Origin of the sequence: Acetobacter sacchari, from assembly GCF_017377715.1 — a bacterium.
Lineage (GTDB): Bacteria > Pseudomonadota > Alphaproteobacteria > Acetobacterales > Acetobacteraceae > Acetobacter > Acetobacter sacchari.
The window spans coordinates 66415-85312 of the sequence record NZ_JAFVMF010000015.1 but is presented as its reverse complement, the minus strand read 5'-3'; the positions used below and the strand labels follow the sequence as shown (position 1 = coordinate 85312).

The window sequence follows — 18898 nt, the reverse complement described above, 5'->3', positions numbered from 1 at the left end:
CTCCGGCGAACTGCTTCGGTGGGCGTCTGGCGACGCTTCACAGGTTCCGCCGCGTTTGTGCGGCGAATATTAACGGCGAGGTTACGATCAGGGCCCATCTTCGAAGCGATTTGAATCGGTTCTGCAAGAGGTTCCCTTGGCGCCCATGGAAGTCTGGAACATGGCCGGAGCACGCGCCGAGAGCGCTCTGAACGCCACGGCGCTCATACTGAGCCTTGGCGCCGTGGTGTGCGCGCTCTGTGTGTGCGTCCTTTCGATGTTGCTCGCAAGCCAGCAACTGAGGCTCGCGCGCATGTCGCGGGGACGTGAACGCGCGCGTAAAAGTTTTTTTTCCGCCGTCACCGCCGGTTCTGGCGTCTGGGCGACCCATTTCCTTGCAATGCTCGGGTGCGTTGGGGTCATGGGGGTGAAGTTCGATCTGACGCTGACAGTCGTGTCAGCCGTGTTCGTCGTGCTGGCCCTCGCCGCAGCCTGGCGGGTCGAGTTGAGGGCGCCGCGACAGTCGCTGTCCCCGGTTTCCGGGCTGCTTATGACGGTTGCGGTTGGCGGGATGCACTTCGTGGGCTTGCTGGCCGGGCAGGGTGCGATCAGCTGCGTCCCCTCTCCGCAAAGGGGTGTGGCCGCTCTTGTTGTGGGTTTCGTGGGTTTTTACCTCGGCGTCATAATGTTTCGCCGCCGCAAGGGCGCAGCTCGCCTGCTTTCGACCCTGCCATGGGTTCTGGGAGTGCTGGGCCTGCATTTCACAGCGCTGTCATCACCGTCTCTCTCTGCGATGGAAATGATGCGCGACGCTCCGCCCTCCAAAGACGCGGTGTCGCTTATCTATATGGTCGGCGTCGGGACGTTTTTGTTTTTGCTTTTGGCCTTCTGTTCCGGTGTGCGCGAATATCGACGCAAACGGGATATCGCGGACGAACATGCTCGCGCTCATGAATTCGCTGAGGCGACGGTGGAGGGGTTGCTGATTGTCGACGAAGGGAGAATTGTCGACGCGAACAGCGCTTTCCGCAGGCTCGCCGGGTGGTCGAAGTCCGCAGCCGGACAACTTGCCGACAGTTTTCCCGACCTGACATTGGATAACGCGTTCGTCGCGTCGGATGAGCGGGACCGCAGTTACGAGACAAATCTCGTCGGGGAAGGGAAGCGCAGAATCCCGGTCGAGGTGTTCGTCCGGAGCGTGACATGGCGGGGCAAGAGACGCACGGTTCTCGCGGTTCTCGATTTGCGCGCCCGCAAGGCGGCGGAGGAGCGGGTAAGAAGCGTCTCCAGTCAGGATTTGCTGACCGGCCTCGCCAATCGCAGCGCTCTGGTTGCACGTTTAAGAGACTTCCTTCTGACAGCGAGGGAGAGGCGTGCAAGCGTCATCCTTCTTCTCGCTGACGTGGATCGTTTCAAAGCGATCAACGAAGCTCAAGGTTATGCTGTGGGTGACGCCGTCCTTCGTCAGGTCGGACGTGCGCTCGATCGGGCGGCGCCGCCTTCGGCGCTCGTTGCGAGAGTTTCGGGAGACGAATTCGCTGTGGCTTGCGTAGCGCCACCGGATGAAGCAGCGGCGGAGGAGGTCGTAGCGTCCATTGCAAGGGCGCTACGGGATGAGTTCGCGGCGGCGCGCGAGGGTATGCCGATTACGTCCACCTGCATCGGCTATGCGATCGTGAGTGGCGTGGATTGGACAAGCGAAAGCGCAATGCTTCATCATGCCGCCATCGCGCTTCTTCAGGCGAAGATGAGCGGTAAGGGTTCGATCAAGGCCTATGACAACAATTTTGACCTGACGCTTCAGAAACGCGCGAAGATGGAGGGCGAGCTTCGACTAGCGCTGGAGCGTCGAGAGTTGTTCTTGGAATACCAGCCTATTCTCGAATCTGCGACCAGGAGGGTGACGGGCTACGAAGCTCTGGTGCGATGGATGCATCCCATCCGCGGGCGCGTTCCCCCGGACGAATTCATTGGTGTAGCTGAGGAGTATGGACTGATCGGTGATCTGGGGCGGTGGGTTATCGACACAGCCTGCGCGGAAGCTGCATCGTGGGGAAATGACATGAATATTTCAGTAAATGTCTCTCCTGTTCAGTTTCAGACGTCAGACATCGAGAACGTCATAGGTCGGGCTCTTCGTCAGACACGCCTGAGCGCCGGCAGGTTAAATATCGAAATAACTGAATCTACTTTTTTGCAGCAGGAGGAAGAAAATATAGAAATCCTTCGCCGCGTTCATGCTGCGGGTGTCGGAATCGTTATGGACGACTTCGGCACTGGGTATTCCAGCCTCAGCTACCTGAGACGTTTCCCCTTCGACAAGGTAAAAATTGATCGATCCTTCATACGTGACATGCTGACGAACAATCAGGCGGCGGCGATTGTGGACGCCGTGCTCTCATTGGGCCGTGGCCTGGGCGTCGATATTGTTGCCGAAGGAATAGAGACGCATGAGCAATTCGATTATCTCGCTGACAGGGCCTGCTCTCTGATGCAGGGATATTATATCGGAAGGCCTGCTCCCAAGGTTCTGAAAGCGCATGAAAGCGCGCTTTGAGGGAGTCCGGGCAGGCGGAAATTGCGAAAATTTACTCTACACGTTAGGAAGAATTTAAAAAATTTATATAATTGAGGCAATTTTAATAGATTAAAAAATAACAATTTTCCGATGAGCGCAGAGAAATTTGAGCGTTAATGCCCGTGCGCTCTAGAGAAACGGAACCCTGCGCGGCGCTAAGGTACTTCAGTTCGTATGTCGGGCGAACTCATGATCTGGACCACCTGAACGACCATTGCGTTGCGGCATGCGGGTGCGGTCATATGTTCAACTCATGATACACATGGGCGCCACTTGTTGTAGCGAAAGCCGCGAGACGCAATCCGGCAAGCGTGTTACGCGTAACACGCTTGCCGGATTTTGCGGCGTTTTGGTAGGCCGCGTCGATTGACGAGTTCTGTATGACGCGCCGCGGCGGCGTCAACAAATAACGACCGCTCCCCATAGCCTTGTCTGATGGGCCTTCAGCCGCACGAACTATGATGTTTTGCGGGCGGGTTCGGCGTTGTCTCCTGTGTAATTCGACGGACGAGTTCAGGATTTGTGCGACGGAGGAGGCTCGCTCTGAGAAGTTGGGCTGTGTCACGGGCGGACGCGTGACGCCAGTCCTTCAAAAAGGTGACGTCGGAAAGTGTGCGTGCGTCCGCGAGAGCGGTCGAGGCCGTGTCCATGATAATCTCCGCAAATCGCTCAGTTGAATGACGCGTCGGACCGTGAAAGGCGATGCAGCGTTACAGTGAGCGGGGGGCAGGATGGCATGTCTTTATCTCTGACGGGTAAATTGCGACCGTGATGAAACTTCTAGATTTGTGCGACGGAGGAGGCTCGCTCTGAGAAGTTGGGCTGTGTCACGGGCGGACGCGTGACGCCAGTCCTTCAAAAAGGTGACGTCGGAAAGTGTGCGTGCGTCCGCGAGAGCGGTCGAGGCCGTGTCCATGATAATCTCCGCAAATCGCTCAGTTGAATGACGCGTCGGACCGTGAAAGGCGATGCAGCGTTACAGTGAGCGGGGGGCAGGATGGCATGTCTTTATCTCTGACGGGTAAATTGCGACCGTGATGAAACTTCTAGTTGCTCTACGCGGCGCGCCTTGGTCGCGCCGTCTGCCAGCTTCGGCCAACGGCGGCCGGAACTTTTGGTGTGTGTAGGCGGCGTGGGTAAGAAAATCCAAGTTATGGTTTTGTGATGGTTTGATAACTGATCGATAGGACTGCGCTGCTGACGCATCCCTGTCGCGGCGTGGTATAAACGCCGGAACGTGGCGTAATGGTGGCGCCGCGGCGCTTTTTTATCCGCGTCTGGCGCGAACGCGGCCTCCTAGAGCCTCCAGCGCGTCGCGTAGTGGTCCTTCGGGCATCTCGGGTATGGAGAGCGGGGCAGGCGCGGGAGTTTTTCTCGAAGCTCCCGACTGGCGCGGCGCGGCCTGCACGCTCTGCGTGAGGCGCAGGCGCTCGACGAGGGTGTGCCCGCTCCAGGCGTTGATGCGGTCGATCAGGGTCGCTTGCATGTGCTGCAGTTCCATCGCCACCGGCCCCTGACACGCGATGGTGAGCGTGCCTCCGGCAAGTTTCTGTGGCGCGGTCCGGGCGCCGTAGGCGGGGCCGACGGCGCTGTCCCACTCCAGAAAGAGTCGTACAGAGGCTGGCGACCGCTTTTTAAAAGCAGGGCGCGTCACGCCTGGCAGCAGCGCAGAGAGGCTGCGCGCGGCGTAGGCGCGCGGGGGAGGCGCTTCGGCGGCTGCAGCCTTGCCGCTTTTTCGGACCGGCTTCATAAGCTCACTCCGTGATGCCTCCTGCTTCTGCGCTTCTCGACTGGTACGACGCGCATCGTCGTTCTTTGCCATGGCGTGCTCCTACGGGCGCGATCGCCGACCCGTATCACGTCTGGATCAGCGAGGTCATGCTGCAACAGACGACCGTCACGGCGGTCATACCTTATTACCATCGCTTCCTTGGGCGGTTTCCGACCGTTGAGGCGCTGGCTCGCGCGCCGCTCGACGACGTGCTCGCAGCATGGTCCGGCCTTGGGTACTATTCCCGGGCCCGCAACCTCTATCGCTGCGCGCAGGAACTCGCGGCGTTGGGACGCTTCCCCCGAGACGTTGATTCGCTCCGCGCTCTGCCTGGAATCGGCGCGTATACGTCAGCCGCCATTGCCGCGATCGCTTTTGGCGCGCCAGTGGTGCCTGTCGATGGCAATGTTGAACGGATCGCGGCTCGCGTGTTCGCCGTGGAGGCGCCGCTTCCAGCCGCTCGTACGCTCATCGCAAAAAAAGCGGTCACTCTGAATAGGGAGAAGGCGGCGCGGGCGCGTCCTTCCGACTTCGCGCAGGCGTTATTCGACCTCGGCGCCGGAGTCTGCACGCCCAGAACCCCGGCCTGTATGACATGCCCATGGAATGAGGCGTGCGCGGCCCGACAGCAGGGATTACAGGGCGATCTGCCGAGAAAGGCCCCCAAAGCGCAGCGTCCGACCCGATACGGGGCGCATTTTCTGCTCGTTGATCCGTCGGGACGTTTCTTGCTGCGCCGTCGCCCGGAAGAAGGATTGCTGGGCGGAACGATGGAAATGCCTGGCGCTCCCTGGCGGGACGTCTCCTGGTCAGCGGAGGAGGCGTCAGGATACAGGCCGATGAAGGATCGGTCGTCCAAATTGTCTTGGGCGCCTGCCGGACGCGTTAAGCATGTGTTCACGCATTTCACTTTGTTCGTCGATCTTTACGCTGCTCGCTCCCCGGTCGCTTTGAACCCGACCGACGACGACGGCGTCTTTCTGTCCGGCGAAGATATTTCCCGCATAGGAATGTCGTCATTAATGATTAAATGTCTGGAAAATGCGATGACTGCGATGACAAAAGGAGGCTGACCGGCACGATCGGGACGTCGCTTCGGGCGGGGAGCGTTCCCATGTCCGCCCGGCGGCAGGGGAAAACGCATGATAGCGGACCGAAACAGGCGCGTGACTGATCCCGAGATTTGGCTTTTGGACGCGTTCGGTCGATTTCTGGACCATGACCCCGTGAGCGATCGCCTGATAGCGACGTCGCCGCACAACGCCGGAGGTGACCCGCCCGGCCTGATCTTCCGTCTGCGGCCTGACTGTCGGGAGCGTCCGTTTTCTCTGGAGAAGCGACGCTCTGCGCCGATGCCGTTGCCTGAAGTGGCGGCGGCGCTGGGGACAGGGCCGACGATTACGTTGCAAATTCTCGATACCGACGGCCCCTACAGCGGGAAAAGCGGCTTCCTTTCCAGTTCGCCGGACGGCGCGATCACCTACGGACCCGTTCCAAACCCGAATTGGGCGAAATTCGCGCCGTTGCCCGCCTCTGCTGGTCGGGCGCTGTTTTCCGTGGGTCGGGTGGCGCTGGCCGATGAAGGTGGCGAGAGGCTTGGAGATATCGCAGTCGAGTCCGATTTTCGGGTGCGCGTGGCCGACCGCGTTTATCCTCTGGAACGTGTGTCGACCCTTTTGGCCAAGCTTGGTTCAGTCGCTGAAGGGGAGGCTGTCACCCTGCTCCTGCCGCGTTACGGCGACTATGGTGAGAGGGCGTTCAGTGCGCGCAGAAACGCCTGATCCGACCATTCGAAAAAACACTTGGCGACAAAGATGGCGGCTGAGCTGGCGCAATTCGCCGTGCGAGCGATGGTCGCGAGACGCTCTGATCCGGGTGCGGCGTGATCCGCAAACCAGCTCTGCACTAAAACGTTTGGCAAGGTGCGCGCTCTGGTCGGTCCAAGTAGGCCAGACGCGGCGGAATGCCAGCACTCGGCAGCCATCTGCGAGTTTCTTGTTTTACGATGCGTGGGGTCGGGTGAGCGAATGCGTCGATAATTTTGTCTTGCGTGACTGCGCGTCGCGCGTCCATGCTGCGGGAGACAACTGGTGCGGTCGTCTGCGCGCGGCGTAGACGACAGGAGAGTTCGAAATGTCCGTTCCGGCTTCCGTCATGTCGTTTCCCTCCGCCGTCGGCGCTGTGGAGTTCTTCGCGCTGGCAGCCACGTCCGCGCTCGCCGCGTGGATTGTGCGTATTGCGTCCGTCACGCCTGAGCCGATCAGGGTGCGCGTTCGCCGCCGTCGCTGACACAAGTATTTCCTGTCGGAAGATTTCGCTGGCGCGCGTAACTCTCTAGATTACGCAGCATGACCTTCATTCATCTGCATGACGCGCCCGCCGCTCCGCAGGGCTCCGGGCGTATCGGAATCCTGCTCGTCAATCTGGGAACGCCCGACGACACATCCTTCGTCGGTGTCAGGCGCTATCTGTCAGAGTTCCTGTCTGACCGGCGTGTGATCGAAGCCCCGCCAGCGCTGTGGCAGCCGATCCTGCAAGGCGTCGTGCTGACGACGCGGCCACGGCGCAGCGCGGAGGCCTATCGCCGCATCTGGGACAATTCGTCGAATGAGAGCCCGCTGCGCGTCTACACCCGCGCGCAGGCGGAGGGGCTCGCGCAGCGCTTCGCAGCGGACGAGGACATCGTCGTGGCGTGGGGCATGCGCTATGGAACGCCGTCCGTCGCAAGCGCGGTCGACGAACTTCTGCGAGCAGGGTGCGATCGTATTGTCGCGATGCCGCTGTATCCCCAGTACAGCGCCACGACCACAGCCACCGCCAACGATCAGCTTTTTCGCCATCTAATGAAGTTGCGGCGTCAGCCCGCGGTTAGAACCTTGCCGCCATTCGCAGATCATCCGGCGTATATCGCCGCATTGGCGGAGTCAGTGCGCACGGCGTACGCCGCGTTGCCGGAGCGCCCGCAGATGCTGGTGACATCCTTTCATGGGTTGCCAAACGAATACGTGCGCAAGGGCGATCCGTATCGAGAGGAGTGCGAACGTACGGTCACTGCTTTACGCGCCAGCCTCAGCATGAATGAGGACGAGGCGCCGCTGACTTTTCAGTCCCGCTTCGGTCCGGCCAAATGGCTTGAGCCTTATACGGCCCCGTTCATCTCGGCGTTGCCCGCGCGCGGCGTGACTCGCATCGCGGTGCTCATGCCGGGCTTCATGGCGGATTGCATCGAAACGCTGGACGAAATCGGCAATGAGGTTCGTGAGGAATTCATGGAGGCGGGAGGCAAGGAGTTGACGCTTGTTCCGTGCCTGAATGACGCCGTCGAAGCGATCGACCTGCTGGAGACGTTGGCCAGAAACGAGATGAGCGGCTGGCGTGCGCAGGCGGCCCCGGCTCCCTGACGGGGAGCGACCCCGCCCCCTGCAGGGGCGTGGGAGGGCGTTATCCGATCAGGCAAGCTCTGTCCAACAAGGTCGCGTAAGCCGGAACCACGGCGACCCACCCAAACTGTCGGCCTGAAGCGCCTACGCAAGCGCCTCAGGCTTTTCGCTTATGGCGCAAGGAACGCCTTCACATCCCGGCTCAACGCGGTGCGCGTCGCAGGCCGTGTATAGAGCATGTGTCCGCCCGGGTAGACATGCAGCGCGATACGGTCACGGCCGACGGGAATGTGCTCCGCCACCCAGCGCGAGCTGGCGAAGGGGCAAACCAGATCGAAATAACCGTTAGCGATGAAAACGCGCAGCGTCGGGTTAAGGGCGAGCAATTTGCGCAAGGCGGGAATCTCGCTCGCAATCAGTTCGCCGTCGCCGCGGTAATCCCAGGCCCGATTGACGTCGAGATTCAGCAGATCGTACGTGAGTTCCGTATGAAAGCCGAGGGTCTGTGCGGCATAGCCTTCGAAAGCGCTGCCATAGGCGCGACCGAAGCCAAAGAGAACCGGGTCCGGGCTATCGCTGTTGTCGACGCCCTCGGGGAACGGATCGGCAATGGAAAGCGTCGCGTCATATAGCGAGTACAGGCGTCCGTCCCGGCTTCGGACGTCGTGCGCTTGTGGGTCCGGCGCGCCGCGCTGGCGTGCGATAATCCCGGCGTCGAGCCCTGTATGGCCCGCGACATCGGCGTAGAAGCTATGGGCGGCGTCGCCCTCCGGGGGCGGTCCCGCGAGCGCCGAAAGGTAGGGACCGAAAGCATAGCCATAGGCTTCATTGGCTGCTTCCGGCGTCAGTTTGTGCTGCCCGTCGAGATTGGCCGACTGCAGGGATGGAAGAAGCATCGCCGCAGCCAGCGGGTTCGCCGCCGGGTCGAGAAATTTCATCTCCAGCGCCGGAGAGACCATGACGATGCCGTTGAGGATCAGATTTTGTTGCTCTTGCAACGCCGTCGCGACCTCAATGGAGCGAATGCCGCCATAGCTCTCGCCGACCAGATAATGCGGGGAGGCATGACGTCCGAACTGACTGGTCCAGAGTTCAATCGCCTTGGCGAATGCTCGAGCGTCCTGCTTGGTGCCGTAGAAGGTCTTGTTGGCGTCTTCTGGCTTTACTGGGATGGAGTATCCGGTGCCGACCGCGTCGATGAACACCATGTCCGTCGCGCCGAGCCAGCTGTCCGGATTGGGGGCCAGTTTCGCATTCGCGCCGTCAGTGGGATTGCCTGCAGGAAAATTCAGGGCGACCGGTCCGGCCGCGCCGAGGTTGAGAAACGCGCTGCCTCCGCCTGGGCCGCCGTTGAAGAAAAACGAAACCGGCCGTCGATCATCGGGCGCACCGTCAAGCGTGTAGGCGACGTAAAACACGCGAGCCGTCGGGTCGCCCTTGTCGTCTCGCAGCGTCAGCGTGCCTGCATGTGTTGTATAGGACAGCTTGCCTGCGCCGATTGTAAGGGTCTGGTGCGTGACTGAATCAGCGGGAAGCAAGGCGGCCTGTCCCGTGAAGGTCGGCGCCGCCTTCTTTGCGTCGACGTCAGGGGCGGCAGGTTTTGTCGTGGTTGTCTTGTCGATCGCCCAGCTGTTCGTCGTTCCGAAAGTCAGCATTGCCAAACAAGCGGCGGAACGAAGCAGGATGCGACGACGACGCTTGAGCGCGGTGCGCTCGGAAAAGAAAAAAATCATGTAGAATTCCTTGTTTCGGCGCATGCTGCCTAACCCGTAAGCGCTTGCCAAGAAGCCGTCGCCGGGCGGGCGCTCCGGCGGGAAACTCCGCACCTGCGGGAAACGTTACGAAAGCGCGCCTCGTCTGGGCTACGCTTCCTGATGAAACGAGCGTACGGGAACAGGAAGGCAGGCCCGGCGCATGTGAAGCCCGTCCGTATACCGCTGGAGAGATCGATGGATTTGCTACGCTGGACGCTTGTTTTTCTCGTGCTCGCCCTGATCGCTGCGGTCTTTGGCTTTGGCGGCGCGGCTGCGGATTTCGCCTATATCGGCAAAATCCTGTTCTTCATCTTTCTCGTACTGTTTGTCGTGAGTCTGATTTTCGGACGCCGCCGTCGTCTTTAAACAAAAGAGACGCGAGAAGAAGGCCAAGCACGAGAAGGGCGGCAAGGCCTTCGAACTCTACGAGCGATATCGGCAGCCAGTCGAACGGATAGGTTGGCAGGTCGCAGGGCTTGGACGGATGCATCGGCATTGACGCCAGACGTTGCGATATTGATCCGACCTGAAAATGCGGCGCCTGGCATTCTGGAAGAGGGCTCGGCCAGAATCTCCACTCCACACCGAGATGAAGCCCGGCGAGCGCCACGGCCGTCAGCACTGGCGCCACGCCGACCCATGCGACGCCACGTGCCAGTCGGCGCGGCGCGAGCAGGGCTGCCAGCCCGATGACGATCATCGCCCGCCATGGCCAGCGCTCCCACAGGCACAGGCCGCAGGGGACGACGCCGAGCACGTCCTGCACCCACCAGACGGTGAGCATCGCCGCGACGCCCGACAGAGCCAAGAGGAACCCAGGGGGACGTACCAGGCCGGGAACGTGTCGTCTGAAAATGCGGCGCTTGGGCGTCAGCATAACTTACCCGCCGAATATCTGATCACGCCGTTCGTAATGCGGCGTTGTTGTTGCGGCGCGCCGACTCCTGTAGCGGAATGTGTCTGCGCGCTTCCAGAAGACAATGATCAAGTGATTGGCGTCTGTCCATCGACGTTGGCGTCCGCCGAGTCCAGAGCGGTCAGGAAATCACGCGCCCAACTGCCCGCTGTGGTGCTTCGAACCTCGTTATCCAGCAAGGCCCACCGCCGTTTCCGTTCGTCGAGGTTCATGGTGAGCGCTTCGTGAAGGGCGTCGGCGATGGCGTCGGCGTCGTGCGGATTCACCAGCAGCGCCTCGCTCAGTTCCGGCGCTGCGCCCGCGAGATGCGAGAGCACCAGAGCGCCGGGATGCTCAGGATCCTGCGCCGCGATATATTCCTTGGCGACGAGATTCATGCCGTCGCGCAGCGGCGTGATGAGAGCCACATCTGCAAGGCGGTAGAAACCGGCGAGCACGCTCCTCGGCACCGGGCGGGTGAGGTAGCGGATCGGGGTCCAGTCGAATTCGGCAAAGGCGCCGTTAATGCGACCTATCGTCTCGTCGAGTTGGCGGCGAAGCAGGCGATACTCTTCAACTTCGCCGCGAGAAACGGGTGCGACCTGCAGGTACGTGACGTGGCGTCGATGCTCGGGATATCGCGTCAGCAGCCTTTCGTAGCCGAGAAAGCGCTCCTGCAAACCCTTGGAGTAGTCGAGCCGATCAACGCCGATAATCAGCGGTTCGTCATGTACGCTGTCGCGAAGACGCTGAACTTCTTTTCCGGCGAAAGCCAACCGGGCATCTGCGCCGAACTGCGTTGGATCTATGCCGATCGGGAACGGTCGCACACGGTCGGCTCCGCTCAGACCTTCGGCTTCGAAACAGCCGCGCAGGTTGTTTGCGTCTTCCTCGGTTTGCAGGCCGATCAGATCGTAGGCCTGCATCGAACGAAGGATGGGTTCCGCTGGCGGCAGCGCCCGAAAAAGACTCCACGGCGGAAGAGGGATATGAAGGAAGAAGCCGATACGCCCCTGGAACCCGAGGTTGCGCAGTTCCTGCCCGAGAGGGAACAGGTGGTAGTCGTGGATCCAGACAGTGTCGCCCGGCTCCAGCAGCGACGCGAGGCCGCGCGCGAACAGGCGGTTGACCTCGAGATAACGAATCCAGTCGGCGCGCTCGTAGCTCATCAACCCGAGCCGGTAATGGAACAGCGGCCACAGAATGCCGTTTGAGAAATTCTGGTAATAGCCGCGGTGCTGCGCCGGGGTCAGAGGAATGGTCGCGTAGGTGACGGAGCCGTGGGTCTCGACGTTGGGCGTCGGGTCGCCTTCGAACTCCATCTGCCGTCCCGACCACCCGAACCAAAGGCAGGGATCGCCAGAACGGAGGGCGTCAGCGAGCGCGACAGTCAGGCCGCCTGCCGGCTGTGCGAGTTCGTGCGGATCGGGAACACGGTTTGAGACAATAACGAGACGCCCCATGGTCACGCATCCTCCCCGCCGTTGTTGTTTGGCCCCGACGTCTCCGTCAGGGAAGCAAGCCAGTTCCTGAAGGCTGTTGGCGTCGGGAAATCGGCGGGGATGCGAAAACCCGCGCCGCCCAACCGAACAGCCGCCTTCACCCCTTCCTCGTCCGTGACGTCATCGCCCACGAAAACAGGCTTGCGTCCGCTGAACGGGGCGTTTTGCATAAGCTCGGCCACGGCGTAACCTTTGTCGACCCCCGCCGGTCTGATCTCCCACGCCATCTTGGCCGCTTGCACATGGAAGGCGCCGTCGGTTGTGGCGATCCATGCGTCCGCTGCTTTTCTCAATGCGGCTTCTGCCTCAGGGGCTGCGCGGAAATGCAGCACGAAGCCGCCTACCTTGCGCTCGACGCGTACGCCCGGCCATGCCGCAGCCAATTCCTCGGCTTCGTGAATCCAGTCGGGGGGCACGGGAGGAAGCGCCACCCGTTCCACCGGGCCACCGGGCCGCCGGCGAATGGCGATGCCGTGCTCTCCCGCCACCGCGAAAGGGATATCTCCCAGAAATTCGTCGATCTGTGACACCGGACGACCGCTTACGACGGCCAGAGCGTTCCCGCATGCGTCGCGCAGGCGGCGCAACGTATCCTTGAGATCGGGCGGCACGACGACCGATTCCGGCGTCGGCGCGATATCGACAAGGGTGCCGTCGAAATCGAGCAGGAACGCTGCTTCGGAAGGGCGTACGGAGGACATGTCCGATCGGTTCGGCGAGGTCACTGTGAAGAACCTTCCCTGCTAGCGTGCGCCGTCGGGCGCGTGATGGTGTTGGCGCGGTCAGGCTGCGTCACAGTTTGCGGCATCGGGTTCGCGGAGCGCCCTGACAAGGATGCCGAACGTGCGCGCCAACCTCAAGGCGCGCAGCGATCGGGACTGCGCGTCTGTCGCCGCGCGTCACGCGCGGCCGGTTGCCGTTCTCGTATGGATGAAGAACGTCACTATTCGATGAAAGATGCGGTTAAAGAAAAAACCGGCGACGTGGAAGGCGCGCCGATGTGCATTCAGGGTTGCGGCGTTTGGGTATCGCCGGATGGCGCGCCCTGTTGTGGGGCGGCGGGAAGCGGCGCAACGGTCGAAGGCAGTGATTCCGCAGGATCCTGACCGGTGGGGGGTGAGGACAACGTTTGCGGAGCGGCGTCAGTCGCTGCTGGCGGCAGGGCGCCGGGAAGGGTGGGAACGGCGGGCTGCGCGAGGGGGGCTGGAGACGGCGCGACGTCGGCGCCGTCGCATTTGACGACCCTGACGTCATAAACGGGGCTCTCAAAAATGCCGAGCGATGGCTCCTTCGCGAGCATCCATCCGTGGAAGGCGACTTTTTGCGTGTGCTGATCCTGCACGTCTAGCCAGGCTGCGGCGTCGGGAGCCAGCGTCGCCGGTCTATCGAGACAGCGCGCGACGCCGATGTCGAGGCTTTCGTAGTGGGCGAGGGCGCCAACAGTGACGCTGAGAGTCTCGACATGGGCGTCGAGCCGGTTCAGCACGCGCACCACAGCGACACTTTTGCCTTGCCAGGTGTCCGCCGGGTACATCGCAGGCGGGGCGAGAGGTTGCGCTGCACGACTCTGGCTTCCGAGGACGCTGGCTCCAGCCAGACTGGCGCTGACAAAAAGAGCGTGGAGTGCGCGTGCATGAAAACGGTCGCGCCGCGAAGAGATCCGCAACGTCATGATTGCATGTGACTCCGGGGAGAGATCAGGTCGGTCGTCATTTCGACGATCATGCGCTTCATGGCGCTCTCATCGACGCCCATCAACACGGCGTCCTCAAACGCGTCCCGAAGAACGCCCCGCAGTTCTTCCCAGTTCTCCCGAAGCACCATCAGCTTTTCGGTGCAGGACACCGGGGAGCCGTCCGCCTGCGGCCATATGTCCGGCGTTGGTCCGGTCGTCGCAGTGCGTTCGCGCGTGCGGCTGGAAAGCGTGGCCCCCGCGTTGACCGTCACTGCAAATCCCCGCCGTTCTTTGTCGCGGGAGCGTCCGTTCCGGCCTTGCTCTTATTGGCTGCGGTCAGCGAGTCGGTGACCGAGAAGATGAATTTGCTGAGCAACTGCTCGAGACTAATCGATCCCTGCGTCTCCGCCACGGTAGCTCCCGCTGCGAGAGTTCGCGTATCGCCGCCGGGCGAGAGAGCGATGTATTTGCCGCCGAGCAGGCTGTCGCTGGTGATGATGGCGGCGCTGTCCACAGGCAGCTTGACGTCTGGACGCACGGTGAAGGTCACGCTGGCCTTGAACGTCTTCGGATCGACGGTCTCCGACACGACATGTCCAACGCTGATGCCTGCGAGCTTGACCTCGGAACCGATGTTGAGGCCGTCCACATGGGCGAAGTCCGCAGACAGACGATACCCGGCGTCGGTCCGTCGCCCTGTTCCGATGACCGCCAGCACGAGCAGCGCGGCCAAGGCGGCCAGTACGACGAAGCCGGCGAGCAGTTCCGCCAGCTCACGTGGCGCGCGCGCGACCGGCTGGGGCGCGGGAGAGGTCTGGGCCATGCTCATGGGCTGTCGTTCACTTCCACAGTTGCGGAACCCGAGGGTCGTTTCTTCCCGTCCCCGCATGCCTCATCTTCACTAGGAAGGGGCGGCGCGGACGTCATGTCGTTATCAATAACAGATAGCGAGAACAGAAACAGGGGGCGCGACCGAAGGGACGGCGCGCCATGGGTACGCGTGGTAAAGGGCCTTGGAAAGCCGGACCTGATTGGGCCTCAGGCGTCCGGCGTCCACGCCTCGTAATCGCCCGTCGCGGCAGGACGCTGTCCCCCGCGATAGGCGCTGCCAGCTGGGCGGTATGCGCCGGGCGTTCCGGTCAGGTTGGGCTGCGGCGGCAACTGCCAGGGCTTGCGCGCTTCCTGCGGGATCGGATCGGCTTCCACGTGGTGCAGCCAGTTCCACCACTCAGGCGGAACGGCGGAGGCGTCCTCGCCCTTGTGGTAGATGACCCAGCGTTCGAACCGCCGCTCTCCGCCGCCAATGCGGGACGGCGTGCGGGACTGATAATAGGAGCGACCGTCGACGTCCTTGCCGACGAGGCGCCCTTTCAGGCGGGTGTGCAGAAGCGTGCCGAGCGTGGTCATGCCCGACACGATACGGAGTCCCGGCGCCATCGTCCACCGCTTCGCGACGATCAATGTGTTCACGTTGCGCTGTGCAGGGATCGTGCTTCCACACAGCGACTCGGGGAGTCAAAAAGTTATCCCCCATATCCTCGTTTTGCGGGCCATAAGCGGCGTCTTGTTCTGCTTCCGCCACGTCGCGCAGACGCGATAAACTGTCTGCATGAACGCTCGACGCTATTGGAACGGCGTGCGCATGCGCACGGTCATGGCTTCTCCCGATCCCGACACCTCCGCGCGCCGGGTGACCCTGCCGGTTGACTGGGACGATGACGCCGCCGCCGCCCTTGCGCAGATTGCTCCTGTTCAAAAGGGGGCTGGCCAGGACGCCGTGTCCGTGTCCGAAGAGTCTGCACGGTGGATCGAGATGCTGGTCGAGCCGGGCGACGAGGGTAACGCACGCTCGCTGACATGGCTGCTGCTTCTGCGTCAGGCGGCGCCGACACTCGCCCTCTGGAGCGGCGAGCTTGATCGGCGTCCCGGTTTCGTCGTCAATCTCGCCGCGTTCGCCTTGCCGGGAGAGGGATTTGCTGGCGAGACGTTCGTTGCGGCCCTGCGGCTGTTGTGCGGCGTGTTGCGCAGGCAGGCGCTCGAAAAGGCAGGGCTTCGGAACGGTGAACTGGCGCTGGACGCGGAGTCGCCACCGCCGGAAGCTTTGGCGTCAGGCAAGGTCACGGCGCTGCGTAGCGCCGGGAAGAACGAGGCGCGGAAGGGCGGCGCGGCGTCCGAACCCGCTCTGCCGCTCGCTGAGCCTCAACTGGTTGCGGGCGAGTTGCTGCTCACCAATCTGGACGCCTGCCTGGCTTCACTCGGGTTCGATTACGACAGCGACGAAGGTCGGGACGCTGCATGCTCGCTGATGGCTTTGGCGACGCTGGTGGCGCGCGAGGGCCTTGGGTGCGACCGGCTGCCGCTCACCCCCCATCGCCACGTCATTCCCGGCCTCGCCTCGGTCGCGCGTGATGCGTGGGCGCGCGCCGCAGTGGAAACCGATGCGCCCGAGCCACGTATCGAGACAGGGCTGTCCGCGCCCGGTCCGGTGGATGCGCTTCTCGGGGTCGAGGCCTGCGGTCTTGCGCCTATTTTCTCTCCGATCCGGGCCGACGGGCGTCTGGCGGCCAGCACGCTGGCGCGTCTGGCGGCGCGCGGCCTGACCCTGGAAGCTGCATTTGCGGCCAGCATCGCTGGCGCGCCAGCGCTGGCTGTTCCGGGACCGGAGGGGCACATGCGTATGCACCGCGCCTTGGCCGGGTTCGTCGATCGCGCTCCGCCTCGCCCCGATCCAGTCGCCGGGCAGGCTCTGCGCCTGCCTCCACGCGGCGTCGCTCGTCGCATGCCGGACCGGCACGGCGGAGTGATGCAGAAAACGACGATCGGCGGTCGACGGTTGTTCCTCAGGACCGGAGAGTTCGACGACGGCACGCTCGGCGAGATCGAAATTTCGCCTACGCGCGAAAATCCGATGGTGCGCGGCCTGATGGAGAGCTTCAGCGAAGCGGTCAGCGTCGGCCTGCAATATGGCGCCCCGCTTGAGGAGTATGTCGAGCGCTTCGCTTATTCGTGCTTCGGTCCAGCCGGCACGGTCGAGGGCGACCCGGTGGCGTCCTACGCCACGTCCATGCTTGACTATGTTTTCCGTGCGCTTTCGGATCTCTATCTTGGACGCCGCCTGCCCGATGCGCCGCATGAAGACGACGGCGAGGATACGACGCCGCTTCTGCCACTGGACATGGAGAGGGGGTCGCAACGCGCTACCACTCCCCCACCGCGCGGCGGACGGCGACTGCGGCTGGTGAGCTGACGCGGCAGGCGAAGAAAAGGGGCGACGCGGTGAAGCATGCGACAAAGGACACGCTGACCGGGATCGAGCCGCTGCTTCAACGCATTCGTCGTACGGGTCTCAAGGAAAAATCTCTGGGCGTGTTTTATCGCAAATCGAAGCCGTTTCTGCACTTTCATGAAGATCCGAAAGGCCTCTTCGCAGATCTGGTTCGCGGGGCGGACTTCGATCGTTATCCGGTCAACACACCCGAAGAGCAGAAACGGCTGATCGCCGCAATCGACGGCGAGGCGCCACCCGATCCGGTTTAACAAAGAGATCAAGGCGCCCTCGTTCCTGAACCATTTGGCATGGAAAGAATTTTTTCTTCGTCTCGAAGGTGGTTCAGGCAGCAACTCCGGATGAAAATGATCGCACGGGGTCGACAGGCGCTTCATTTCCGGGTCGTATTGAAAACGCACCCATTCCGGCTGAACGCGAGCGGCGTCACATGTGGTTTTCCGATACTGATGGATAAGCTCGTTTTCGCGATCATCCTGATTTTGTCCCTTCTTGTGGCGGTATGGTCGCGCGGCGGTCGCCGACACGACGAAATCCACGATTACTTTGTCGCGTCACGGCAATTTGGCGGCTTGCTGCTGTTCTTTCTTGCTGTCGGAGAGACTTACAGCCTTGGCGTACTGACCGCGTTTCCGGGCGGCGTCTACCTGCATGGCCTGACGTTTTGCGTCTGGTTCGTCGGTTATATCGTGCTGGCCTTTCCCGTCGGGTATTTTCTGGGACCGCTTATCTGGCGGGCGGCGAGGCGATACGACCCCGTGACCATGGCTGATCTTTTCGCGCGGCATTTTTCCAGTCGTTTGCTGGAAATTATCGTCGCCGGGGCGGCGATTCTGTTCATGGTGCCTTGGGGCGTGATCCAGTTCATGGGTTTGACCATGGTGCTGCAGGGGCTGGGCTTCGATTGGCCCGCTTGGGCGCTTATGGGAGTCGCCGCCGCGCTGGCTTACGCCTATACGGCGATTTCCGGCATCCGGGCTCCGGCCTATGTTTCGGTCATCAAGGATGTGTTGTTGCTGGCCGCAATCTTTACGGTCGGCGTGGCGGCCATGCGTCTCCCGCACGGTCGGGAGGCGATGCTGCGCGGCGTGGCGACGGCCCATTTCACCGGCCGCGATATCCGCATCATGGCGACAAATATTCTGTTTCAGGCCAGCGGCCTTTGCATGTTTCCGTCCTATGCGGCGTCGATCTTTACGGCGAAGGACGCCCGCACGGTTCAGCGCGCGCAGATCGCCATGCCGCTTTATATGGTGATGTTCGCCTTCCTGATTGTGGTCGCATTCTATGCGCGGGGCGCCTTCGGAGACGGTCTGTCGCCCAACCATGTGTTCATCGACACGGCGCGTCAGCTTCTGCCGCCCTGGCTGATCGGTCTGGTGGCGGGCGGCGCGGCGTTGTCGGGTCTTGTCGTTCTGGCCGGGACATGTCTCGTGATCGGGCCGCTGTTCACGCACAATCTTCTGAAGTCGCTGACAGAGAGTCAGCAGAAAACAGGGGCGCAGGCGATCGGCGTGGTCTACCTTCTGGCGTCGATGGTCGGGGCGGCCTTCGCGTCGTCTTTTGCGGCGACCATGAACAACCTCACCTATTTTGGCATGACGCAATTCCTGCCCGGTGTGGTCGTGATCGCACTCAACCTGCGGGCTCCTGGCGCGGCGGTTGCGACAGGAATCCTCGTCGGCGACATCATCCCGGTGATTCTGTTCTTCCTCGGCGCCGATACGGGCGGCGTGAATCCGGGCCTGATTGGGCTGGTTGCGAACGTTGCGATCGTGACGTCCATGACGCTACGTGCTCGCCGTAGCAAAGACCGGACCTTGTGCTTGCAGAGCAACGAGTAAGGATCTCCCAACGCTGATGGCTGATGGCTGATGGCTGATGGCTGATGGCTGATGGCTGATGTGGCAGGTGGTCTTGCGTCTGAGTGCGCCAAGGACGCTCCTCCCGGCCGCTAACAGCCATTCCAGCAGTGCTTTCATCGGAGCAGTTTGCAGCAGCGGCAGCTGTCGTTTGCGTCGCCTCGGTGTGGAGCGAGGTCGGTGGGGCATGTGCCCCCCGCACAACTCGACTGCCGT

The 18898-nt window shown here is 62.1% G+C and carries 18 protein-coding genes; 9 read left to right on the top strand and 9 right to left on the bottom strand.

All coding sequences use genetic code 11. The annotated features are described in order from the left end of the window. The first annotated feature begins 160 nt into the window (after nucleotides 1–160). Nucleotides 161–2536 (top strand): bifunctional diguanylate cyclase/phosphodiesterase, encoded by a 2376-nt coding sequence (locus tag J2D73_RS14080; protein ID WP_207882269.1) that lies wholly within the window; start codon nucleotides 161–163, stop codon nucleotides 2534–2536. A gap of 1288 nt (nucleotides 2537–3824) precedes the next feature. On the opposite strand, the gene J2D73_RS14075 is transcribed toward J2D73_RS14080, so the two are convergent. Continuing rightward, nucleotides 3825–4307 carry a DUF721 domain-containing protein gene (locus tag J2D73_RS14075; RefSeq protein WP_207882267.1) on the bottom strand — a complete coding sequence of 161 codons (483 nt, stop codon included), beginning with the start codon at nucleotides 4305–4307 and terminating at the stop codon, nucleotides 3825–3827. Nucleotides 4308–4321: 14 nt separating this feature from the next. Between J2D73_RS14075 and J2D73_RS14070 the strand changes: the two genes are divergently transcribed. The 4 genes from J2D73_RS14070 to hemH all read left to right on the top strand — a co-directional run bounded on the left by J2D73_RS14070 (nucleotide 4322) and on the right by hemH (nucleotide 7729). Then, nucleotides 4322–5401: an A/G-specific adenine glycosylase gene (locus J2D73_RS14070; RefSeq protein ID WP_207882265.1), complete on the top strand. Its 1080-nt coding sequence runs from the start codon at nucleotides 4322–4324 to the stop codon at nucleotides 5399–5401. A gap of 153 nt (nucleotides 5402–5554) precedes the next feature. Beyond that, complete coding sequence (locus J2D73_RS14065; RefSeq protein WP_207882263.1) at nucleotides 5555–6109, top strand: hypothetical protein; 555 nt, start codon at nucleotides 5555–5557, stop codon at nucleotides 6107–6109. Nucleotides 6110–6461: 352 nt separating this feature from the next. Then, the gene (locus J2D73_RS14060) at nucleotides 6462–6617 is read left to right on the top strand and encodes a hypothetical protein (RefSeq protein ID WP_207882261.1); all 156 of its coding nucleotides are present in this window, start codon (nucleotides 6462–6464) and stop codon (nucleotides 6615–6617) included. A 59-nt stretch (nucleotides 6618–6676) separates the two neighbouring features. Next, nucleotides 6677–7729 carry a ferrochelatase gene (gene hemH, locus J2D73_RS14055; RefSeq protein ID WP_207882259.1) on the top strand — a complete coding sequence of 351 codons (1053 nt, stop codon included), beginning with the start codon at nucleotides 6677–6679 and terminating at the stop codon, nucleotides 7727–7729. A gap of 149 nt (nucleotides 7730–7878) precedes the next feature. Here hemH and J2D73_RS14050 read toward each other — a convergent pair whose 3' ends face one another. Next, nucleotides 7879–9441, bottom strand: coding sequence for a S10 family peptidase (locus J2D73_RS14050; protein WP_207882257.1), 1563 nt, complete (start codon nucleotides 9439–9441; stop codon nucleotides 7879–7881). A 216-nt stretch (nucleotides 9442–9657) separates the two neighbouring features. Between J2D73_RS14050 and J2D73_RS14045 the strand changes: the two genes are divergently transcribed. Beyond that, on the top strand, nucleotides 9658–9828 hold the full coding sequence (locus tag J2D73_RS14045) for a DUF1328 domain-containing protein (protein ID WP_207882255.1): 171 nt from the start codon (nucleotides 9658–9660) through the stop codon (nucleotides 9826–9828). Here the strand turns inward: J2D73_RS14045 and J2D73_RS14040 are convergent. The 7 genes from J2D73_RS14040 to J2D73_RS14010 all read right to left on the bottom strand — a co-directional run bounded on the left by J2D73_RS14040 (nucleotide 9770) and on the right by J2D73_RS14010 (nucleotide 14941). Beyond that, nucleotides 9770–10339, bottom strand: coding sequence for a disulfide bond formation protein B (locus J2D73_RS14040; RefSeq protein WP_207882253.1), 570 nt, complete (start codon nucleotides 10337–10339; stop codon nucleotides 9770–9772). The genes J2D73_RS14045 and J2D73_RS14040 overlap by 59 nt on opposite strands. 107 nt (nucleotides 10340–10446) lie before the next feature. Next, nucleotides 10447–11820, bottom strand: a complete 1374-nt coding sequence (locus J2D73_RS14035) for an alpha,alpha-trehalose-phosphate synthase (UDP-forming) (RefSeq protein WP_207882251.1) — start codon at nucleotides 11818–11820, stop codon at nucleotides 10447–10449. Between the two features lie 2 nt (nucleotides 11821–11822). Continuing rightward, nucleotides 11823–12560, bottom strand: a complete 738-nt coding sequence (gene otsB, locus J2D73_RS14030; RefSeq protein WP_207882245.1) for a trehalose-phosphatase — start codon at nucleotides 12558–12560, stop codon at nucleotides 11823–11825. A 305-nt stretch (nucleotides 12561–12865) separates the two neighbouring features. After that, nucleotides 12866–13531 carry a DUF2155 domain-containing protein gene (locus tag J2D73_RS14025; RefSeq protein ID WP_207882242.1) on the bottom strand — a complete coding sequence of 222 codons (666 nt, stop codon included), beginning with the start codon at nucleotides 13529–13531 and terminating at the stop codon, nucleotides 12866–12868. Continuing rightward, nucleotides 13528–13731 carry a hypothetical protein gene (locus tag J2D73_RS14020; protein WP_207882342.1) on the bottom strand — a complete coding sequence of 68 codons (204 nt, stop codon included), beginning with the start codon at nucleotides 13729–13731 and terminating at the stop codon, nucleotides 13528–13530. The genes J2D73_RS14025 and J2D73_RS14020 overlap by 4 nt, the downstream gene beginning before the upstream one ends. A gap of 71 nt (nucleotides 13732–13802) precedes the next feature. Next, on the bottom strand, nucleotides 13803–14363 hold the full coding sequence (mlaD, locus tag J2D73_RS14015; RefSeq protein WP_408736847.1) for an outer membrane lipid asymmetry maintenance protein MlaD: 561 nt from the start codon (nucleotides 14361–14363) through the stop codon (nucleotides 13803–13805). 209 nt (nucleotides 14364–14572) lie between these two features. Then, on the bottom strand, nucleotides 14573–14941 hold the full coding sequence (locus J2D73_RS14010; protein WP_207882338.1) for an NADH-ubiquinone oxidoreductase subunit NDUFA12 family protein: 369 nt from the start codon (nucleotides 14939–14941) through the stop codon (nucleotides 14573–14575). A gap of 202 nt (nucleotides 14942–15143) precedes the next feature. Here J2D73_RS14010 and J2D73_RS14005 point away from each other — a divergent pair, with 202 nt between their 5' ends. From J2D73_RS14005 to J2D73_RS13995, 3 genes are all read left to right on the top strand, one after another. Continuing rightward, nucleotides 15144–16781, top strand: coding sequence for a TSCPD domain-containing protein (locus J2D73_RS14005; RefSeq protein ID WP_207882240.1), 1638 nt, complete (start codon nucleotides 15144–15146; stop codon nucleotides 16779–16781). A 29-nt stretch (nucleotides 16782–16810) separates the two neighbouring features. After that, nucleotides 16811–17071, top strand: coding sequence for a hypothetical protein (locus tag J2D73_RS14000; RefSeq protein WP_207882238.1), 261 nt, complete (start codon nucleotides 16811–16813; stop codon nucleotides 17069–17071). 198 nt (nucleotides 17072–17269) lie between these two features. Next, nucleotides 17270–18664 (top strand): sodium:solute symporter family protein, encoded by a 1395-nt coding sequence (locus J2D73_RS13995; RefSeq protein WP_207882236.1) that lies wholly within the window; start codon nucleotides 17270–17272, stop codon nucleotides 18662–18664. Nucleotides 18665–18898: the final 234 nt, after the last annotated feature.